General features: G+C 64.9%; 16 protein-coding genes and 2 pseudogenes. 6 read left to right on the top strand and 12 right to left on the bottom strand.

Features of this window, described 5'->3' with window-relative positions; translation table 11 throughout:
- Positions 1 to 15 precede the first annotated feature (15 nt).
- From JD971_RS06080 to JD971_RS06070, 3 genes are all read left to right on the top strand, one after another.
- On the top strand, positions 16 to 1,161 hold the full coding sequence (locus tag JD971_RS06080) for a homoserine O-acetyltransferase (RefSeq protein ID WP_202086694.1): 1,146 nt from the start codon (positions 16 to 18) through the stop codon (positions 1,159 to 1,161).
- Positions 1,158 to 1,748 carry a methionine biosynthesis protein MetW gene (metW, locus tag JD971_RS06075; RefSeq protein WP_202086693.1) on the top strand — a complete coding sequence of 197 codons (591 nt, stop codon included), beginning with the start codon at positions 1,158 to 1,160 and terminating at the stop codon, positions 1,746 to 1,748. Before JD971_RS06080 ends, metW begins: the two co-directional genes overlap by 4 nt.
- Positions 1,749 to 1,823: 75 nt before the next feature.
- The gene (locus JD971_RS06070; RefSeq protein WP_202086692.1) at positions 1,824 to 3,335 is read left to right on the top strand and encodes a replicative DNA helicase; all 1,512 of its coding nucleotides are present in this window, start codon (positions 1,824 to 1,826) and stop codon (positions 3,333 to 3,335) included.
- Positions 3,336 to 3,560: 225 nt separating this feature from the next.
- On the opposite strand, the pseudogene JD971_RS17085 reads toward JD971_RS06070, so the two are convergent.
- Positions 3,561 to 3,779, bottom strand: a pseudogene (locus JD971_RS17085) (phospholipase D-like domain-containing protein); the annotation flags it as partial.
- On the opposite strand from JD971_RS17085, the gene JD971_RS06060 reads away from it, so the two are divergent.
- Positions 3,778 to 4,092, top strand: coding sequence for a hypothetical protein (locus JD971_RS06060; RefSeq protein WP_202086690.1), 315 nt, complete (start codon positions 3,778 to 3,780; stop codon positions 4,090 to 4,092). The pseudogene JD971_RS17085 and the gene JD971_RS06060 sit on opposite strands and share 2 nt — an antisense overlap.
- Before the next feature lie 35 nt (positions 4,093 to 4,127).
- Here the strand turns inward: JD971_RS06060 and JD971_RS17080 are convergent.
- A pseudogene (locus JD971_RS17080) lies at positions 4,128 to 4,556 on the bottom strand (phospholipase D-like domain-containing protein); the annotation flags it as partial.
- Between the two features lie 127 nt (positions 4,557 to 4,683).
- Between JD971_RS17080 and rpoZ the strand changes: the two are divergent.
- Positions 4,684 to 5,028, top strand: a complete 345-nt coding sequence (gene rpoZ / locus JD971_RS06050; RefSeq protein ID WP_202086689.1) for a DNA-directed RNA polymerase subunit omega — start codon at positions 4,684 to 4,686, stop codon at positions 5,026 to 5,028.
- A 59-nt stretch (positions 5,029 to 5,087) separates the two neighbouring features.
- Here the strand turns inward: rpoZ and JD971_RS06045 are convergent, their stop codons facing one another.
- The 7 genes from JD971_RS06045 to JD971_RS06015 all read right to left on the bottom strand — a co-directional run bounded on the left by JD971_RS06045 (position 5,088) and on the right by JD971_RS06015 (position 13,226).
- Positions 5,088 to 5,321, bottom strand: a complete 234-nt coding sequence (locus JD971_RS06045; protein ID WP_202086687.1) for a DUF3072 domain-containing protein — start codon at positions 5,319 to 5,321, stop codon at positions 5,088 to 5,090.
- 133 nt (positions 5,322 to 5,454) lie between these two features.
- Positions 5,455 to 7,416, bottom strand: coding sequence for an ATP-dependent zinc metalloprotease FtsH (ftsH, locus tag JD971_RS06040; protein WP_202086685.1), 1,962 nt, complete (start codon positions 7,414 to 7,416; stop codon positions 5,455 to 5,457).
- Positions 7,417 to 7,508: 92 nt separating this feature from the next.
- Positions 7,509 to 8,444, bottom strand: coding sequence for a tRNA lysidine(34) synthetase TilS (tilS, locus tag JD971_RS06035; RefSeq protein WP_202086683.1), 936 nt, complete (start codon positions 8,442 to 8,444; stop codon positions 7,509 to 7,511).
- A 64-nt stretch (positions 8,445 to 8,508) separates the two neighbouring features.
- Complete coding sequence (locus tag JD971_RS06030) at positions 8,509 to 9,471, bottom strand: tol-pal system YbgF family protein (RefSeq protein WP_202086680.1); 963 nt, start codon at positions 9,469 to 9,471, stop codon at positions 8,509 to 8,511.
- Between the two features lie 102 nt (positions 9,472 to 9,573).
- Positions 9,574 to 10,440: a helix-turn-helix domain-containing protein gene (locus JD971_RS06025; RefSeq protein WP_236672302.1), complete on the bottom strand. Its 867-nt coding sequence runs from the start codon at positions 10,438 to 10,440 to the stop codon at positions 9,574 to 9,576.
- A gap of 150 nt (positions 10,441 to 10,590) precedes the next feature.
- Positions 10,591 to 12,903: a phosphoenolpyruvate--protein phosphotransferase gene (ptsP, locus tag JD971_RS06020; RefSeq protein ID WP_202086679.1), complete on the bottom strand. Its 2,313-nt coding sequence runs from the start codon at positions 12,901 to 12,903 to the stop codon at positions 10,591 to 10,593.
- Between the two features lie 167 nt (positions 12,904 to 13,070).
- A complete protein-coding gene (locus JD971_RS06015; RefSeq protein ID WP_202086678.1) occupies positions 13,071 to 13,226 on the bottom strand; it encodes a YdcH family protein in 156 nt (51 codons plus the stop codon).
- Between the two features lie 266 nt (positions 13,227 to 13,492).
- On the opposite strand from JD971_RS06015, the gene JD971_RS06010 reads away from it, so the two are divergent.
- Positions 13,493 to 13,687, top strand: a complete 195-nt coding sequence (locus JD971_RS06010; RefSeq protein ID WP_202086676.1) for a YdcH family protein — start codon at positions 13,493 to 13,495, stop codon at positions 13,685 to 13,687.
- 9 nt (positions 13,688 to 13,696) lie between these two features.
- Here JD971_RS06010 and JD971_RS06005 read toward each other — a convergent pair whose 3' ends face one another.
- The 3 genes from JD971_RS06005 to JD971_RS05995 form a co-directional block, all read right to left on the bottom strand.
- Positions 13,697 to 14,455, bottom strand: coding sequence for a sulfite exporter TauE/SafE family protein (locus JD971_RS06005; RefSeq protein WP_202086674.1), 759 nt, complete (start codon positions 14,453 to 14,455; stop codon positions 13,697 to 13,699).
- Positions 14,456 to 14,756: 301 nt separating this feature from the next.
- Positions 14,757 to 15,959 carry a VRR-NUC domain-containing protein gene (locus tag JD971_RS06000; protein WP_202086672.1) on the bottom strand — a complete coding sequence of 401 codons (1,203 nt, stop codon included), beginning with the start codon at positions 15,957 to 15,959 and terminating at the stop codon, positions 14,757 to 14,759.
- 8 nt (positions 15,960 to 15,967) lie between these two features.
- On the bottom strand, positions 15,968 to 17,218 hold the full coding sequence (locus tag JD971_RS05995) for a type II toxin-antitoxin system HipA family toxin (protein WP_202086670.1): 1,251 nt from the start codon (positions 17,216 to 17,218) through the stop codon (positions 15,968 to 15,970).

Here is a 17,218-nt window from a genome sequence, read left to right as displayed (position 1 = left end):
CAATCGCCGGGACCGATGGTTGACCTTGTCCATGACGATACCGGCGCGACGCTGACCCTTGCCGATCCGCTGCCGCTCGACAGCGGACGCAGCCTCGATGGCGTGCGTATCGCCTATCGCACCTATGGCACGCTCAACGCGGCGAAGGATAACGCCATCCTGCTGTGCCATGCGCTCACCGGGGATCAGCATGTCGCATCGCCGCACCCCGCCACGGGAAAGCCGGGGTGGTGGGTGCGCATGGTGGGACCGGGCAAGCCGATCGACACGGACAGGTTTCACGTGATCTGCTCCAACGTCATCGGCAGCTGCATGGGCTCGTCCGGGCCCGCCGCGCTCGCGCCGGAGGGTCGCCCGTATGCGATGCGATTTCCGGTCATCACGATCCGCGACATGGTCCGCGCGCAGGTCGCGCTGCTCGACGCGCTGGGCATCGAGACGCTGCATGCCGTCGTCGGCGGGTCGATGGGCGGGATGCAGGCGTTGAGCTGGGCCGCGAATTTCGGTGAGCGGGTGAAGGCCGCGCTCGTCATCGCGAGCACGTCGCGCCACAGCGCGCAGAACATCGCCTTTCACGAACTGGGGCGGCAGGCGATCATGGCCGATCCGCAATGGAACGGCGGCGATTATTATGCGGAGGCGAGTGCCGATCCAGGCGCCGATCCCCGCCCCGATCCCCGTAAGGTCGGGCCGGAAAGCGGGCTGGCCGTGGCGCGCATGGCGGCGCACATCACCTATCTGTCGGAGCAGGGGCTGACCGAGAAATTCGGCCGCCGGCTTCAGGACCGGGCGGCGAAGACCTTCGGTTTCGACGCGGATTTCCAGGTGGAATCCTATCTGCGGTATCAGGGGCTGGCCTTCACCGACCGGTTCGATGCCAACAGCTATCTCTACATCACCCGCGCGATGGATTATTTCGATCTGGCGGAGGAACATGGCGGGCGGTTGTCGGACGCCTTTGCCGGCACGAAGACCCGGTTCTGCCTCGTCAGCTTCGACACCGACTGGCTTTACCCGACATCGGAATCGCGGCGGATTGCCCATGCGCTGAATGCCGCGGGCGCGCCGGTCAGCTTCGTCGAATTGTCCGCCCCGTTCGGGCATGACAGCTTCCTCCTCGACGTGCCCGCGCTCGACCGGGTGGTGGGGGGCTTCCTGTGACGCGCCTGCGCCCCGATCTAGCCGTCATTGCCGATCATGTGGCGCCCGGTTCCCGCGTGCTCGACATCGGGTGCGGCGATGGCGACCTCATGGCGGCGCTGCGCGACCGGCGGGGCGTCGATGCGCGCGGGCTGGAGATCGACGCGGAGAAGGTCGCCACCTGCGTGTCGCGCGGCCTGTCGGTGGTGCAGGGGGATGCCGATGCCGATCTCGGCTTCTACGGCGACGGCAGCTTCGACTACGCCATCCTGTCGCAGACGTTGCAGACGACGCGGCGGCCCGATCTCATCCTCGACGAATTGCTGCGCATCGGGCGGCGGGCCTTCGTGTCCTTTCCCAATTTCGCGCATTGGCGGGTGCGGGCCTCGCTCATGTTCGGGGGGCGCATGCCGGTGACGCGGCTGCTCCCGGTGACATGGTACGAAACGCCCAATATCCACCATGTGACGATCGACGATTTCGCCGCGCTGGCGCGGGGCCGGGGGATGACGATCGAACGGCGCTGGTTTTTGAACGGTGACCGGCTGACGGGTGCGGCGGCGGCGAATCTGCGCGCGGAATATGCGGTTTTCCTGCTGTCGCGATGATATGCACAGGCTGTGGATTAATTTAGTGAGATAATCCGGCTGGCGCGCGCGGGGCCACCCGCCTATTTTGCGGCTATGGCAACAGAGATAACCCTGCTCCGCCCCGATGAGGGCGAAGGCGACGCGCGCACCCTTCCCAGCAATGTGGAGGCGGAGGCCGCCTTTCTCGGGGCCGTGCTCATCGACAATCGCGTGATCGAGGAATTGCCCAAGGCGCTCAGCCCGGATCATTTCTTCGAACCGCTGCACGCGCGCATTTACGAGCGGATCCTGAACCTCGTCGATCGCAAGGCGGTGGTGACGCCGGTGACGCTGAAACCCTATTTCGAGGCCGATGAAGGGCTGAAGGAAATGGGCGGCATCACCTATCTCGCCCGGCTGACGGCGGATGGGCAGGGGCTTCTGGCGCCGCAGGTCCTGGCCGAGCAGATCTACGAGCTGGCCCTCCTGCGCGAGCTGGTGAGCGTGGGGCGCACGCTGGTGACAGACGCGCTCGATACCTCGGACGATGTCGACCCGATGGGACAGATCGAGCGGGCGGAAAGCGCGCTTTATCGCGTGGCCGAGGGGGCCGCGACCGGCAACGAGACGAAGAATTTCGCCGCCGCCACGCGCCAGTCGATCAAGCTGATCGAGCAGGCGCTCAATTCCGGCGGGCACGTGTCGGGCGTGACGACCGGCCTCAACAGCGTGAACGAGAAGATCGGCGGTCTCAAGAATTCCGACCTCCTGATCCTCGCCGGGCGTCCGGGCATGGGCAAGACCTCGCTCGCCACCAACATGGCGTTCAACGCGGCCAACCGGTATCGCCGCGATCTGGCCGACGGCATTCCGGGCGAGGAATCGGTGGGCTCGCCGGTCGCGTTCTTCTCTTTGGAAATGAGCGCGGATCAGCTTGCGACCCGTATCCTCGCCGAACAATCGGGGATCAGTTCGGAAAACCTGCGCATGGGCAAGATCAGCCGCGAGGATTTCCAGGCACTCTCCCGCGCGAGCCAGGAGCTGGCCGAACTGCCCCTGTTCATCGACGATACGCCGGCGCTGACCATCGCGGCGTTGCGCGCGCGGGCGCGGCGGTTGAAGCGGCGGCACGACATCGGCTTCATCGTGGTCGACTACCTCCAATTGCTGCAAGGGTCGGGCCGGGCCAATGACAATCGCGTCAACGAGATTTCGGAAATCAGCCGGGGCCTGAAAACGCTGGCCAAGGAGCTCGACATCCCGGTCATGGCGCTGTCGCAGCTGTCCCGCGCGGTGGAGCAGCGCGAGGACAAGAAGCCGATGCTGTCCGACCTTCGCGAATCGGGTTCGATCGAGCAGGACGCCGATATCGTGCTCTTCGTCTATCGCGAGGATTACTACGTTGCGGCCAAGGAACCCAAGCGCCCCGTCGAAACCGACGACACGAAGGTGCACGAGGCGCACGCGTCCTGGGCCGCGGAAATGGAGCGGGTCTATGGCCTTGCCGAGCTGATCGTGGCGAAGCAGCGCCACGGTTCCACCGGCAAGGTGCGCATGCGGTTCGAGCCGCGCATCACCCGCTTCTCCGATCTGGCCGAGGACAGCTACGCCGCCGACTACGACTGAGCCTCGCGCTATGGCCCGATGTTGTAGCCGGCGGCTGACCGTGTAATCGGCGACGGCGACGAGGAACCACGACAGGTTCCAGCGGATCCGCGTCCACAGCCCGTCACGCGCGCGCAGCCAGGCGCGGTCGATCTCCTGCGACGCGGCAAGATGCGCGCCGACGAATTCGCGCATCCGGTCGGCAAGGACGGAATCCTCGATCCGCAACATGATCTCGAGATTGAGATAGAGGCTGCGCATGTCGAAATTCGCGCTCCCGAAATAGACCGCATCGTCGAGCACGATCAGCTTCGTGTGCATCTTGCACGGCATGAATTCCCACACCCGCGCCCCGCGTTTCAGGAGGTCGTGATAGAGCGAGCGCGTCGCCCCGATGGTGGCGTCATTGTCGGATTTCCCGGCCATCACCAGCCGCGTATCCCCCTTGCCCGCGATGCCGCCGATGCGTTTCATCAACCGCCGCGAGGGTGAGAAATACGCCATCATCATGTCGAGCCGGTCGCCGCTGCGCAAATCCTGCCCGACGCGGTGCGCCCATGACGACATGCCCCGCGTCGGCCCCCCGATCAGCAATTGCACCGCCCCGTCGCCCGGATTCCAGTGCCGCACGGCCCGGCGAACGTCGCGCCATCGCGTCCCGCTATCCGCGACGAGCGCGATCAGCCGGTCGTACCAGTCGATCAGCGAGGCCACGGCCGATCCGCGCACAGTCACGCCCATGTCGTTCCACCCGTTCATCGCGGGCGGCGCAAAATAATCGTCCGATATGTTAAAGCCGCCGATCATGGCGATGGCATCGTCCGCGATCGCCATCTTCTGATGATTGCGGATGAGATAGCGTTGCGACCATTTCGTCCCGAACCGCCCGTGCCATCCGCCGGCCTCGGTCAACGGGGCGAGGAATTCGTCGCTGGCGTCCGCGCCGAACCCGTCCAGCAGGAGCTGCACCGCGACCCCGCGCCGCGCCGCGGCGGTGAGCGCATCGCGCACCCGGTGCGACACGTCATCCTCGGCAAAGATGTAGAAACACAGGCGCAGCGTGCGGCTCGCCCCCGCAATCAGGTCGAGCAGCGCGTCGAGACGGTCCTTTCCCGCAGGGTAGAAGGCGAGGCTATGCCCCTGCGCCTCGCATGCGAAGGGCGCCGGATCGCGATAGGCGCCAGCGTGATCGGAGAGCGTCGTATCGTCCGGCCCGTTCCCGTAATCTGGCGTATCGGTCATGATCCTGCCTGTCGCAGCTTGTGCGGGGGAGGGCAAGAGGGCGGGCCGATCGGCGGTTCCCGTTGACTCCGCGCCTGTGGATAGGTAAGCACCGCGCTTTCCCGACACCCTGATTACGGAGTGCCCCATGGCGCGCGTTACCGTCGAAGATTGCGTCGACAAGATCCCCAACCGTTTCGACCTGGTCCTGCTGGCCGCTCAGCGTGCGCGCGAGATCTCGAGCGGTGCGGAACTCACCGTCGACCGCGACCGGGACAAGAACCCGGTCGTCGCCCTTCGCGAAATCGCGGAGCAGACGGTGAAGCCGAAGCACCTGAAGGAAACGGTGATCACCGGGTTGCAGAAGGTCGCGGTCGAGGAAGACGACGAGATCGACGAGATCGGTTCGCTGTCCCGTTCGGCGGAGGCGCTTCGCCTGACCGCGGCGGCACCGACGCGCAACACCTCGATCGGGTCCGATTACGACGGCTGATCGCCTGGTCATCCTGAATTTGAAGAGGCCCGCCCGTCATTGCGACGGGCGGGCCTTTTTCATGCGCCGCGTCCGGTGGTCCCCTGCAATTCGTCGATGCGTTTCGACGCCTCGGCCTTGCTGAGCGAGGTGTCGTAGGCTTCGGGCTTGCCGGCCTCTTCGCTCAATGTCTTGAGATAGCTGGCCTGCGCGCCGGTCATCGCCTCATCGCCGGTGACCCAGTTTTCGGGGTCTTTCTCGGCATTGGACACGGGGTCGGACTTGGGGTGTTCGGTGGGATTGGGGGCTGTCATGGCCATGGTCTCCTTTACCGGATCCAACGGCGTGGTTCGCTCTTTGTTCCGCACACGCGGTGCCCCTTGAAAAGAAAACGCCCCGGCGCGCAGGGCGGCCGGGGCGTTCGTCTTTCAGTCTTTGCCGACGGGATCAGGCGCCCTGCGGTGCCGCCCCGCCGTCCAGCCTGCGGCCGGCCTTCGGAACGCCGACGCCGCCGACGGACACGGGCCGTTTCGGGCCGGTGGGCGTGTCGGGCCGGTCGATCTTTCCATCGGCCAGCAGTTTCGTGATCTCGTCACCGGTGAGCGTTTCGTATTCGAGCATCGCCTGTGCGAGGAGGTGCAGCTTGTCCTCCTGCGTGCGCAGGCATTCGTCCGCCGCCTTGTGCGCCTTTTCGACGAGCTCGCGAATCTCGCTGTCGATCAGCTTGTTCGTCTCGTCCGATGCCATGGTGCGGCTCGTCTGCCCCATGCCGAGATAGCCTTCCTGGCTCTGCTCGTACTGAAGCGGGCCGAGCTTGTCCGACATGCCCCATTTGGTGACCATGTTGCGGGCAAGGTCGGTGGCATATTGAATGTCCGACGACGCGCCCGACGACACCTTGTCATAGCCGAAGATGATTTCCTCGGCCACGCGCCCGCCCATCGCGACGGCGAGGTTCGCGTGCATCTTGTCCCGGTGGTAGGAATAGCTGTCGCGTTCGGGCAGGCGCATCACCATGCCGAGCGCGCGACCGCGCGGGATGATCGTCGCCTTGTGGATCGGGTCGGACGCCGGCTCGTTGATCGACACCAGCGCGTGGCCCGCCTCGTGATAGGCGGTCATCTTCTTCTCGTCCTCGGTCATGACCATGGAGCGGCGCTCCGCCCCCATCATGACCTTGTCCTTGGCGTCCTCGAATTCCTGCATCGCGACGAGGCGCTTGTTCCGCCGCGCGGCGAGCAAGGCGGCCTCGTTCACCAGATTGGCGAGGTCGGCCCCCGAAAATCCGGGCGTGCCGCGCGCGATGGTGCGGCCATTGACGTCGGGCGCCAGCGGCACTTTCTTCATATGCACATCGAGGATCTTCTCGCGCCCCTCGATATCGGGGACGGGCACGACCACCTGCCGGTCGAAACGGCCGGGGCGCAGCAATGCGGGGTCGAGCACGTCGGGTCGGTTGGTCGCGGCGATGATGATGATGCCTTCGTTCGCCTCGAACCCGTCCATCTCGACGAGCAGCTGGTTCAGCGTCTGCTCCCGCTCGTCATTCGAATTGCCGAGGCCATTGCCGCGCGAACGGCCGACCGCGTCGATTTCGTCGATGAACAGGATACAGGGGGCGTTCTTCTTCGCCTGTTCGAACATGTCGCGCACGCGGGACGCGCCGACGCCGACGAACATCTCGACGAAATCGGAACCCGAAATGGTGAAGAACGGCACGCCCGCCTCACCCGCGATCGCGCGGGCCAGCAGCGTCTTGCCGGTGCCGGGGCTGCCGACGAGCAGGGCGCCCTTGGGAATCTGGCCGCCCAGCTTGGAAAAGCGCGACGGATCCTTGAGGAATTCGACGATCTCTTCCAGCTCCTCGCGCGCTTCGTCGATGCCCGCGACATCGGCAAAGGTCACCTTGCCCGATTTTTCGGTCAGCATCTTGGCCTTGGACTTGCCAAAACCCATTGCCCCGCCAGCGCCGCCGCCCTTCTGCACCTGGCGCAGGGCGAAAAACGCAATGCCGAGGATGAGCAGGAAGGGCAGGAGATTGATCAGGATCGCGGCCAGCAGGCTGCCTTCCTCGCGCGGTACGGCGGAATATTCGACGTCGTTCGCCTCCAGCAGATCGGTCAGCGAGCTGTCGCTGGCGACGGGCACCGTGCTGAACGCCTGATCGTTTTCAAGCATGCCCGTGATCCGGTCGGTGCCGATCTGTACCTCGCGCACATCGCCGGCGGCGACGCGGTCGCGGAAATCGGAATAGCGGATCTGCGTGCCCGGCGTTTCATTGCCGGGGCCGAACATCGACACGATGAGCAGCAGGGCCAAGAAAATCCCGCCCCAGATCATCAGGCTTTTCACCCAAGGGTTGCCCCCGCCGCCATTGTCGCCGTTTCCGGGCTGGTCTTGATTATTCATGATTCAGGAAATCCCGTCCTTTCGCCCCTGTAATGTAGGCGCAACCGTGTGAATGACAAGCAAACAGCGCACAGGGCAAACCCCGGTGCAGCTCACCGCCTGCCGCCCTTTCGCGGCGGGGCGGGGCGGAAGGTCCACCCATCCTCGCCGCCGGTGCAAAGCACACCGCCCAGCGTCGCGGTGTCGCCGTGGGCAAGCCGTTCGTGCAGCCGTGCGATCTCGTCGCCGCGCGGCGTGCCCTCCCGCGCCGATTCGCGCATGATGCGGGTCAGCACGCGCAGCCGGATCGCCGCTGGCGCAGCAGGGTCGTAGCGCAGCGTTGTCCCGTTCCCGTCCCGCTCCACGCGTTCGTCCCATTCGCGCCGCGCGGCCCAGTCCAGCGCATCATCTTCCTCGGCCAGATGCGCGGCGGACCGTGCCATCCGCACCGGGTCGATGTCGGCGGGCGCCGCATTCAACCACGCCCGGACCCGGACCCGCAGAAACGACTGATCGTGATTTGAGGGATCCTGCACCGGCGACAGTCCGGCATCCGCGACCACCTCGCTGAGCGTATCGCGCCGCCACGACAGCAGTGGACGCAAAAGCGGCAGCGTCCCGCCCGGAACCACGGCGATCTCGCGCATCCCGGCGACGCCGCGCGTGCCCGCCCCGCGCGCCAGCCGCATGAGCATCGTCTCCGCCTGATCATCGGCATGATGCGCGGTGACAATCGCGTGGAGTTCGCTCCGCCCGGCCCAGTCCTCCAGCGCAGCATAACGGGCGCGGCGGGCATTATCCTGAAGATTGCCATGCGTGCCGACCACCGGGCGCAGGATTTCGTGCCGCACGCCCAGCGCGGCGCAGACCGCCGCGACATGCGCGCATTCCTCCGCCGCCTCGGGCCGAAGCGCATGGTCGACGCTGGCGACCGCGATGCGGGAAGGGCAGGCCCGCGCCGCGAGCGCGAGCAGCGCCATGCTGTCCGGCCCGCCCGAAACGGCGAGGCCGACGCACGATTGCTCCGAAAGGCCCGCCCGCTCCGCCACCGCGTCGAAATCGCGGGCGAAGCGGTCGGCGGCGGCGTTCAGGCGTAGAGGGGTCGCTTGCGCGTCAATTGCATTTGGCCCGCGTTGCGACCTGCTGTGACAGGGAGGACAGGCGATTGGACGCTTCGCCCGGATAGACGAGGCGGAACTCTTCCAGCGCCTCGCACGCCTTGGCATTATTGCCGAGCGCGGCGGTGGCCTGCGCCAGATAGACGAGGCTGTCGGGCGCGCGTTCGCCGTCCCGATTTTCGAGGTAATTGGCGAGAAATGCTTCGGCCGCGGGGCGATATTGCTTCTGATCGAGATAGGAGCGCCCGATCAGGTTGCGCGCCCAGCTCGCCCGGCGATGCTTGGGATAGGATTTCACCATTGCTTCGAGCACGCTGCGCGCCTCGGCATAACGCCCCGCATCCCAGAGCCGGAAACCGTAGACATAGGCGTCGTCGCCCGCGTCGCCGGTCGACGGTTTCTCGACCGTCGTGCCGCCCGCGTTCGCCCCCGAACCGCCGGAGGAAGCACCGCCCGTCATCGCGTCCATATTGGCAGAAGTCGCATTGCTGTTGCCCGACGCATTATTGCCGGAGGGCGCCGGCGTTTCGGCCAGATCTTCGGCATAGCGCGGCTCCTGCGCGGCGGCGGTCCGGTTCGCTTCCAGCGTTTCGACCCGCGCGTTGAGGAGGTTGAGAGCGTTCTGATTCACCTCGGTCTGCGCGGTGAGGCGTTGGAGGGCTGCCTCCACCGCGTCCATCCGCGCGAGCAGATCCGTGACCGGGCCGCCGGTGTTGGCCGGAACCGCATTCGGCGCAGCGGTCGGCGCGGTCACTTCCGGCTCGAAATAGCGTCCGTCCGCGCCGGGGAAAACCTTGCGCTGCAACGCGCGGACTTCCTGCTCCAGCTTGCGGATGCGGATATCTTCGGTCGATTGCGCGATGGCGGGCGGCGCCATCATCGGCGCGGTCAGAAGCGCGGCGCCGAGCAGCCATCCGGCGCGGCGCAATCGGGGGAGGCGGATACTCGAATGGGGCATGAGGGTGTCGAAACCTTTTCGTCTGTCAATTCGTCAAAGCACCGCAATGTCGCCCGCCGCGCCGGAACCCGCGCTGAACGACGCGGGCAGGGGCGGCGGCGTTCAGCGCGTCGTGTCCTGTGATCCGGGCGCGGACGGCAATCCGGGACCGGGGCCGCGCGCGCCCAATGCCCCCGCCGAAACGGGCACGTCGCGGATCACGCGGTCCTCCTCGGCCAGCGGGGGCACGTCGCGCCCGCCGATGGTGATGGACAGCGCATCGGGCCGCCCGGTCCAGATCTGCGGATTTTCGGCGTCGGCGGGAATGGTGAAGCTGTCACCCTGGTTCATCAGCGATTCGTAGAGCCGGTCGCCCGACCCGTCGTAAAAGCGGACCCACACCCCGTCGATCGTGGCGGTGAAGACGACCGGGCCGCGCGGTGCCTGCGTCGCCGCGGGGGTTGCCGCACCGCCGGGCGTCGCCGCACCGGCGGCGGCGGGCGCGTTTTGGGTTTCGTCGGTAAGCGGGGGCAGCTCCGCCGCGGGCAGGAACCAGCTGCGCCAGAAGAAGAAGCCCAGCACCGCGATCACCAGCAGGAGCGCGAGCACGCCCCACGCCAGCTTTGCCGAGGGGATGCGTGCGGGATCGCCCGGTTCCATGTGCTGCACGCTGCGCGGCGGCGGGGGCGGGGCGGCGGCGCCCAGCTCGGCGCGGGCCTGCTCGACCATCGCCTCCTCGTCGAGCTGCAATTCGCGGGCGTAGCTGCGTACGAAGCCGATGGCATAGGTGCGCCCCGGAAGCGAGGCGAGGTCGCCTTCCTCGATCGAGATCAGGTGGCGTTCGGGGATCTTGGTGCGGTCGCGGATGTCCTGTCGGGAGAGGCCCTGCCGCTCGCGTTCCGACAGAAGCCTCTGGCCGACGCCCGTTCCGGCGTCGCCGGTGCCGGCATCTGCGCCATCCTGCTCGAACTGTTCTTCGTGTTCGTCCACCAAAGCCCCATCAGTTTGCGAAAGACATTCAACCTGTCCGGCAGGCAATACGCACGGGCCACCCATGTCAAGCATCGAAGCCGTGCCGTCACCGCCCCGCGCGGCTTATGAACAGGAAAGCGCGAGGCGGCGGCCCGGTTCCTGTCCGTGTCAGTCCCAGTCGATGCCGCGTTCCTCCGCCCACGCGATCAGCGCGCCGCGAAGGTCGGTGACAGGCTCGGCCAGCCATTGCTCCATCGCGGCGGAGATTTCCCGCGTGTCGACCTTGCGGACCAGCTCCTTGAGCGGGCCGACCGATGCCGGCGTGATCGAAAGACGCCGGATGCCGAGGCCGATCAGCGCGAGCGCCTCCAGCCGGCGCCCGCCCATCTCGCCGCACACGGTGAGGTCGACCCGGTACGGCGCAAGCGATTGCACCACCCGGCGCATGAACCGCAGGATCGCGGGGCTGAGCCAGTCGTAGCGTTCGGCGAGCCGCGGGTTCGACCGGTCGGCGGCGAAGAGGAACTGCGTCAGGTCGTTGGTGCCGATCGACAGGAACGACAGCTTGGGCGCCAGCACGTCGAGCATTTCGGCGAGGGCCGGAACCTCCAGCATGGCGCCATAGCGGATCTGTTCGGGCAAGGTCTTGCGCCGGTCTTTCAGGAACGCGATCTGCTGCTCGAACACGGCCTTCGCCGCGTCGAATTCCCACGGTTCGGACACCATCGGGAACATCACGTTCAACGTGCGTCCGCCCGCCGCCTCGAGCAGGGCGCGGGCCTGCGCCTTCATCAAGCCTTCGCGGGCGAGCGCGAGCCGCAGCGCGCGCCAGCCCATCGCCGGGTTCTCCTCATCGCCGCTGTTCTCATCCCCGCGCAGATAGGGCAGCGACTTGTCCCCGCCCACATCGACGGTGCGGAAAATCACCGGCTTCTGTCCCGCGGTGTCGAGCACGTCGCGATACAGGCGCGTCTGCCGGTCGCGCTGCGGCAGGGCGGCGGAGACGAGGAACTGAAACTCCGTGCGGAACAGGCCGATGCCGTCGGCGCCCGTCATGCCGAGCATCGGGATGTCGTCGCGCAGCCCGGCGTTCATCATCACGGTGATGCGCTCGCCGTCGCGGCTGAACGGTTCGACGTCGCGCAATGCGGCATAGCCGGCCTGCCGTTCGCGATTGCGCAGCGAGCGGGCCTCGAACGCCTCGGTCAGGACGGGGGTCGGGCGCACATTGGCGACGGCCTGGTCGGCATCGAGCAGGATTTCGTCGCCCTCGCGCATCATGCCGCGCACGCCATGCACCCGGCCCAGCACCGGCACGCCCATCGCCCGCGCGACGATGACCACATGGCTGGTGAGCGAGCCTTCCTCCATCACCACGCCCTTCAGCCGGCGGCGATCGTATTCGAGCAATTCGGCCGGGCCGAGATTGCGGGCGATCAGGATCGTGTCCTGCCGCAAGCCCAGCGCCGCCGCCGTGCCGATCTGTCCCGACACGATGCGCAGCAACCGATTGGCGAGATCTTCGAGATCGTGCATCCGGTCGGCGAGCAGCGGGTCGTCGATCTGTCGCATGCGCATGCGGGTGCGCTGCTGCACCCGCTCGATCGCGGCCTCGGCGGTGAGGCCGCTGTCGATCGCCTCGTTGATGCGCCGCGCCCAGCCTTCGTCGTAGGCGAACATCTTGTAGGTCTTCAAAACCTCCGCATGCTCGCCGTCCACGCCGAATTCGGCCTGGTTGGTCATCGTCTCGATCTGCTCGCGCATCTTGTCGAAGGCGAGATAGACGCGCTGCCGCTCCGCCTCGGTATCCTCGGCGACGACCTGTTCGATGGAGATGCGCGGCTGGTGAAACACGGCGAAGCCGCGCGCCAGCCCCTTGACCAGCGGCAGACCCTTGAGCTGCTGCTGTCCCGAGAGCTGCGGATTGGTCAGGAACGCGTCCTGCTCGTCGATGAGGTCGGCATTGGCGATCAGCTCGGACAGGACCATGGCGACGGTCTGCAACGCCTCGATCTCGACCTCTTCGTAGCGGCGCGGATCGACATGTTGCACGGTGAGCGCGCCGACCGCGCGTTCCTTGCGCACGATGGGCACGCCGGCAAAGGAGTGGAAGCGTTCCTCGCCCGTTTCGGGGCGGTAGAGAAAGTCGGGATGCGCCGCCGCCTCGGCGAGGTTGAGCATCTCGACATTCTTGGCGATGGTGCCGACCAGCCCTTCGCCGATGGCGAGCCGGGTGACGTGCACCGCCTCCTCGTTGAGGCCGCGCGTCGCGAACAGTTCGAGCATCCCTTCGCGCAGGAGATAGATCGAGCAGACCTCGCTATCGAGGCTTTCTCCGATGATCTCGACCACGTGATTGAGCTTCGCCTGCGCATTGTGGCGCGATGCCATGACCTCGTGCAGGCCGGTGAGGATCGTGCGCGCGGCAATCGCGGGGGAGGGGCCGGTGGGTGGCGCGTTCGGTGGCTGGCTGGCTGGCATGGATCAAAGAGGTAGCGCATGGCGCGCGTTTCGCAAAACATCCATCTGCGTTTCGCCGCGATAAAGCCGCGCGCCTTCGCACGACAGGGGTTCGTCCGCCCGGCCTGTCCACGAAAAACCCCCCGAACCGCATGCGGCCTGGGGGCGTTGATGAAGGGGAGGGGCGATCAGTGCAGGGCGATCTCTTCCTTGATCCTGAGCTTCCTGCGTTTCAGATTCTTGATCCGCGTGGCATCGGGTGCGGGGCGCAGTTCCTCATCCCGGATCTGCCGCTCCAGACCGGCATGCTTCGTTTCAAGGGCGGTGACATGCGTGGATTCCATCGAAAAGCTCCTTTGCGAGTGATATCCCCCATTCGACAGGCTGGCGACTCGAAACGGGCACCTAACTGTCATGGAAATGAAATCATATTTCGAAGATGTAAAAAAGCGGTTTCGATTATTGTTTCGGACGAACCGGGGGCCGTGATGCGACGATCCGTTTGCGGTCCGATACAACGATTGCGAAGCGGGGACCGGCTGTGGCATGACACAGGCGCAATTCGCGCCGATGATGTCGCCGGCGTCATTCGACAGGATCTGAAACGCCGATGACCGAAGACGAGATGCGCCGGCAGCTCGAAACACTGCGAATCGAACATCGCGATCTCGACGCGGCGATCGACACGCTGGCGGAAAATCCCGCGGCGGCGCTTCAGGTCGCCCGGCTGAAGAAGCGCAAGCTCAGGCTGAAGGATCAGATCATGTTTTTCGAGGATGCGCTCATCCCCGACATCATCGCCTGAGCCCGGCGATCAGCCCCACGCCTTCCATATGCCGTAAAGGCTGGTGAGGGTGAGCACGACGCCGACCAGCGTGAGCATCGGTTTGACCGGCACGCGCTTTGCCGCATAGGCCCCGATCGGCGCCGCCGCGACCCCGCCGATTATCAGGCCGAGCGTCGGTCCCGCCATGTCGGCGATCCCGATATGCGCGATGAACGTCACCGATACCGCCACGGTGAGGAAGAATTCCGCCGCGCTGACCGACCCGATCACCCGTCGCGGTTCCACCCCCTGCACCAGCAGGTTCGACGTGACCACCGGGCCCCATCCGCCGCCGCCCGCCGCGTCGAGAAACCCGCCCAGCAGGCCGAGCGGCGCCACACGCCGCGCCGGTTTCGGATCGCCGGGATGGCGCAATCCCCGCACGAAAAGATAGATGCCGATCCCTGCGAGATAGAGCAGCACGAACGGCTTGATCGCCGATGCGTCGATATTGCTGAGCAGATAGGCGCCCGCCACCCCGCCCAGCACGCCGGGAATCAGCAGGCGCAGGAACAGGCTGCGGTCGATATTGCGGTGATAGAGATGGCTGATCCCCGAACTGGCCGTGGTGAAGCATTCGACGAGGTGCACCTTCGCACTCGCCAGCGCGGGCGGCATGCCGAGCACGCCGACCAGCAGCGTGTTGGTGATGACCCCGAACGCCATGCCCAGCGCCCCGTCGACGAGCTGAGCGGCAAAACCGATCGCGATATAGGGCAGGAGATCGGCAAACGAATCGAAACCCATGGACGTTTATTCCCAAGGCAGGAGATAGTGCCGGCGGAAATATCGCGGGTTTCATTTGCGGTGCGAAGCAATTTTGGTCGCCGGTCGCAAATATTTGCTTTTGGAAAATTACGCTACCGGCGGCGATAGCGGAAATACCAGATTTTAGCGCGTTAAATCAGTATCATATTGTTTTTCTTATCAGATTATAGAATTTTTCGCAGCCAAATTTTGGTCTAGCAATCACCGGGCAATCACCGTCTTTTATTCGACTTTTTTGGCTTGGGCTCTCTCGAGATTGAAGTGATTGGCGCGCCGTGGATCAAACACGGCGATGCACTTTAGCGATAGCAAACGGCAGTTTCAGAATCTCATGATTGTCAGCGATCCAGCGCTTCTGGTCTTCGCTCAGTTTGTCGGATGACGACTTCACCTCGACAAGTTTGAATTCGTTCTCGCGATACAGGAGCAGATCCGGCCAGCCGAGATAACGATCCCAGTAAGCATCGACGAGATAGCGAAGGATCATCTTGATTGTGTCGAACGGAAGGATTTCCAAAAGGCGCCGTGCGCGTGCAACGTCCTCCGGTCGGTGAGCCCAGAGATATTGACGCAGCCCCTCGCTTGGTTCGAGCCAATAGTCGAACAGCCAGAGAGGATCGTCATCGAGAAGCAATTCGTCGAAATGCTTGCTGATCGCCTCGACGCGTCGATCGCCATAGCCTTTGGAGCCGAAATCGCTCGGTAAATGTGTCCAGATTGGCTCCTTGGTTCGCCGGTCTTCATATGCCGTCCGGTCGCCGAAGCTGACTATCCGATTCTTCGGGTCGATCGGTTCCTGGATGACAATCCACATCATCACGCCAAACAGCGCGTGTAACGGAACGCTTTCAAGGAGCAGGACTTGCCAGCCTTGCCTGGAATAGTGCCGCGAAGCGAATTCTTCGGCGCTGATTATCTCATCGCCAGCTACGATCTGTGCGCCCTTCCCTCCGTCTTTGGCATATGCCGCTTGCAGAGGTTCGATCTCAACCGAGTATTGTTCGATCACTTCCGCCTGAGACTTCTCAGCGAAGCCGTATTTAGGAGTGCTTGCGTGCAGTTCTTTGATCTCTTCTAGCACTGCTTTTTCGACAGCGGAATGCGCCGCGTGCCGCTCTTCATCGGTCGCGTCCGGATGCCGTGAGTCCCAATCGTATCGTGCCGTTTCTTTGGCAAAGAAGAGTTCACGCCAGTAATAGCGTTTGATCTTGCTGATACGTCCGGGGCTTGCCGCCGCCGGCGCCGGGACGGCTGGCAGTCCACGGCATTCACTGCAGATACCCTCTTGAAAACCGTGCGTCACCGGCACCCGCTCTTGGGTGTCGAGTTCGCAGCCTTCATTCAGTTGGTGTGCCAGAAAGCGGCGCCCGTATACTTCGTCGCACGCGCACATCATCACCGCGCCGCAATCTGGACAACGATATTTGCGGATCAGCTCGTGCTGGTTAAGGCAGACGCGCTCTGGGTGATGGCATTGCGGCACAGCTTGTTTCAGCTATCTTCGCTAGCTAGTCGGAAGCAGGTTGCGAAGCGGCCCTGATCAGCAGGGCTCAAACCTGCCTCCTTGAACAGCGGCTGCCAGCGCGCTGCAACCATCACGCGCAACTCTTCGGTCATCGCCGAAGCCTCATCGGGGCCGAGATCGAACACTGCTGCTCCAGCCAGCGCATTGTCGAGCGTGGCATTGCGGCCTTCCGGACCAACTCCCAGGACGAGGCGCCTCTCCAGCCCTACCTGCGGCTTGGGCACGACGTCGTAGAGCGGAGACAGGCGCCAGCCAGTTCCGTCGAACAGGAAGCCGTGATTGCGCAGGTGATCGTCATCATTGGTGACGAGTATGTTGAACACCATTCGGCGGAAAAGCTCATGGAGGTCTGCGCGGACCTGCGTACCGTGCTGACGTATCGCGCCGGTTAGATCAGCATAGCTGTAACTGCTTACCTCGCTTTCATGGGCCCCCAGCATGGTCAGCCCCGACGCGAAGGGTCGCCGTTCAATCCAGTTGCCATGCGGCACGCGGTCGAACCGTTCTATGAGATAGATGTCGCGGTCTAGCACGCACCGAAAATCGAGCGCGGGTACGTTGAGACCGCATTCGGCGGCGAGCCGCATCGTTGCCAGCTCCACGCGGCATTCGGGAAAGCTGTCGCCGCGCTTCTGGAACTTGGCGATCCAAGGCTGCTCGCCGATCTGTGTCGCCGCCTTCGGGCGCGCGCCGCCGAGCGAAGAACCCGCGGCCAGAAGCGCGCGCAGATTCTCATCCAGTTCATCGACGTGTTGCGCTCGTTCGGCTGCCTCGGCGAGTTCAGCGAGAGTGAACTCTTCACCCGGAGCAGCGCCATCGCCCCATGGCGTAATGCGCTCCGGTCGCTCCGGAGTGGGCCCGAATGCGAGCGCGCCTACGCGATGCTCTCCGGAAGCCAGGATAAGATCGATCTCACTCGGCAATCGGTCGCCCATAGCCTTGTACATCAAATACTGGCCCCAGCCGTCGGGAGCCGCGTCGCGGATGCCGCCAAAGACGGCAAACCCTTCCTCGGTGCGGAAGGTTCGGCTGGTCCCGGCATCGTGCAGTGGTAGAGCGACCGGGTCGACGGGAATCCGGTCAGAGCGCTCAAGATACCGGCGGCCATATGCGAAGGTCGCGAACTGGTTGCGCGGTTCGTCGGTCATCGTCAGCAGACCCGCAGGGACAGGGCCCTCGGGAAGATGGACGAATACATAGGAGCGGATGGTCGTCAT

The organism is Croceicoccus sp. YJ47, from assembly GCF_016745095.1.
In the GTDB taxonomy this organism is placed as follows: domain Bacteria; phylum Pseudomonadota; class Alphaproteobacteria; order Sphingomonadales; family Sphingomonadaceae; genus Croceicoccus.
Note: the sequence above shows the minus strand (reverse complement) of the source record. Positions and strands in the feature narration are given on the sequence as shown.

What these genes read in the sequence shown, in the direction of transcription:
- JD971_RS06080 (WP_202086694.1), top strand. Translation starts at nt 16, where the DNA reads ATGGTTGACCTTGTCCATGACGATACCGGCGCGACGCTGACCCTTGCC.
- JD971_RS06070 (WP_202086692.1), top strand. Translation starts at nt 1,824, where the DNA reads ATGGCAACAGAGATAACCCTGCTCCGCCCCGATGAGGGCGAAGGCGAC.
- JD971_RS06060 (WP_202086690.1), top strand. Translation starts at nt 3,778, where the DNA reads ATGCGTTTCATCAACCGCCGCGAGGGTGAGAAATACGCCATCATCATG.
- rpoZ (WP_202086689.1), top strand. Translation starts at nt 4,684, where the DNA reads ATGGCGCGCGTTACCGTCGAAGATTGCGTCGACAAGATCCCCAACCGT.
- JD971_RS06045 (WP_202086687.1), bottom strand. Translation starts at nt 5,321, where the DNA reads ATGACAGCCCCCAATCCCACCGAACACCCCAAGTCCGACCCCGTGTCC.
- ftsH (WP_202086685.1), bottom strand. Translation starts at nt 7,416, where the DNA reads ATGAATAATCAAGACCAGCCCGGAAACGGCGACAATGGCGGCGGGGGC.
- JD971_RS06030 (WP_202086680.1), bottom strand. Translation starts at nt 9,471, where the DNA reads ATGCCCCATTCGAGTATCCGCCTCCCCCGATTGCGCCGCGCCGGATGG.
- ptsP (WP_202086679.1), bottom strand. Translation starts at nt 12,903, where the DNA reads ATGCCAGCCAGCCAGCCACCGAACGCGCCACCCACCGGCCCCTCCCCC.
- JD971_RS06015 (WP_202086678.1), bottom strand. Translation starts at nt 13,226, where the DNA reads ATGGAATCCACGCATGTCACCGCCCTTGAAACGAAGCATGCCGGTCTG.
- JD971_RS06010 (WP_202086676.1), top strand. Translation starts at nt 13,493, where the DNA reads ATGACCGAAGACGAGATGCGCCGGCAGCTCGAAACACTGCGAATCGAA.
- JD971_RS06005 (WP_202086674.1), bottom strand. Translation starts at nt 14,455, where the DNA reads ATGGGTTTCGATTCGTTTGCCGATCTCCTGCCCTATATCGCGATCGGT.
- JD971_RS05995 (WP_202086670.1), bottom strand. Translation starts at nt 17,218, where the DNA reads ATGACGACCATCCGCTCCTATGTATTCGTCCATCTTCCCGAGGGCCCT.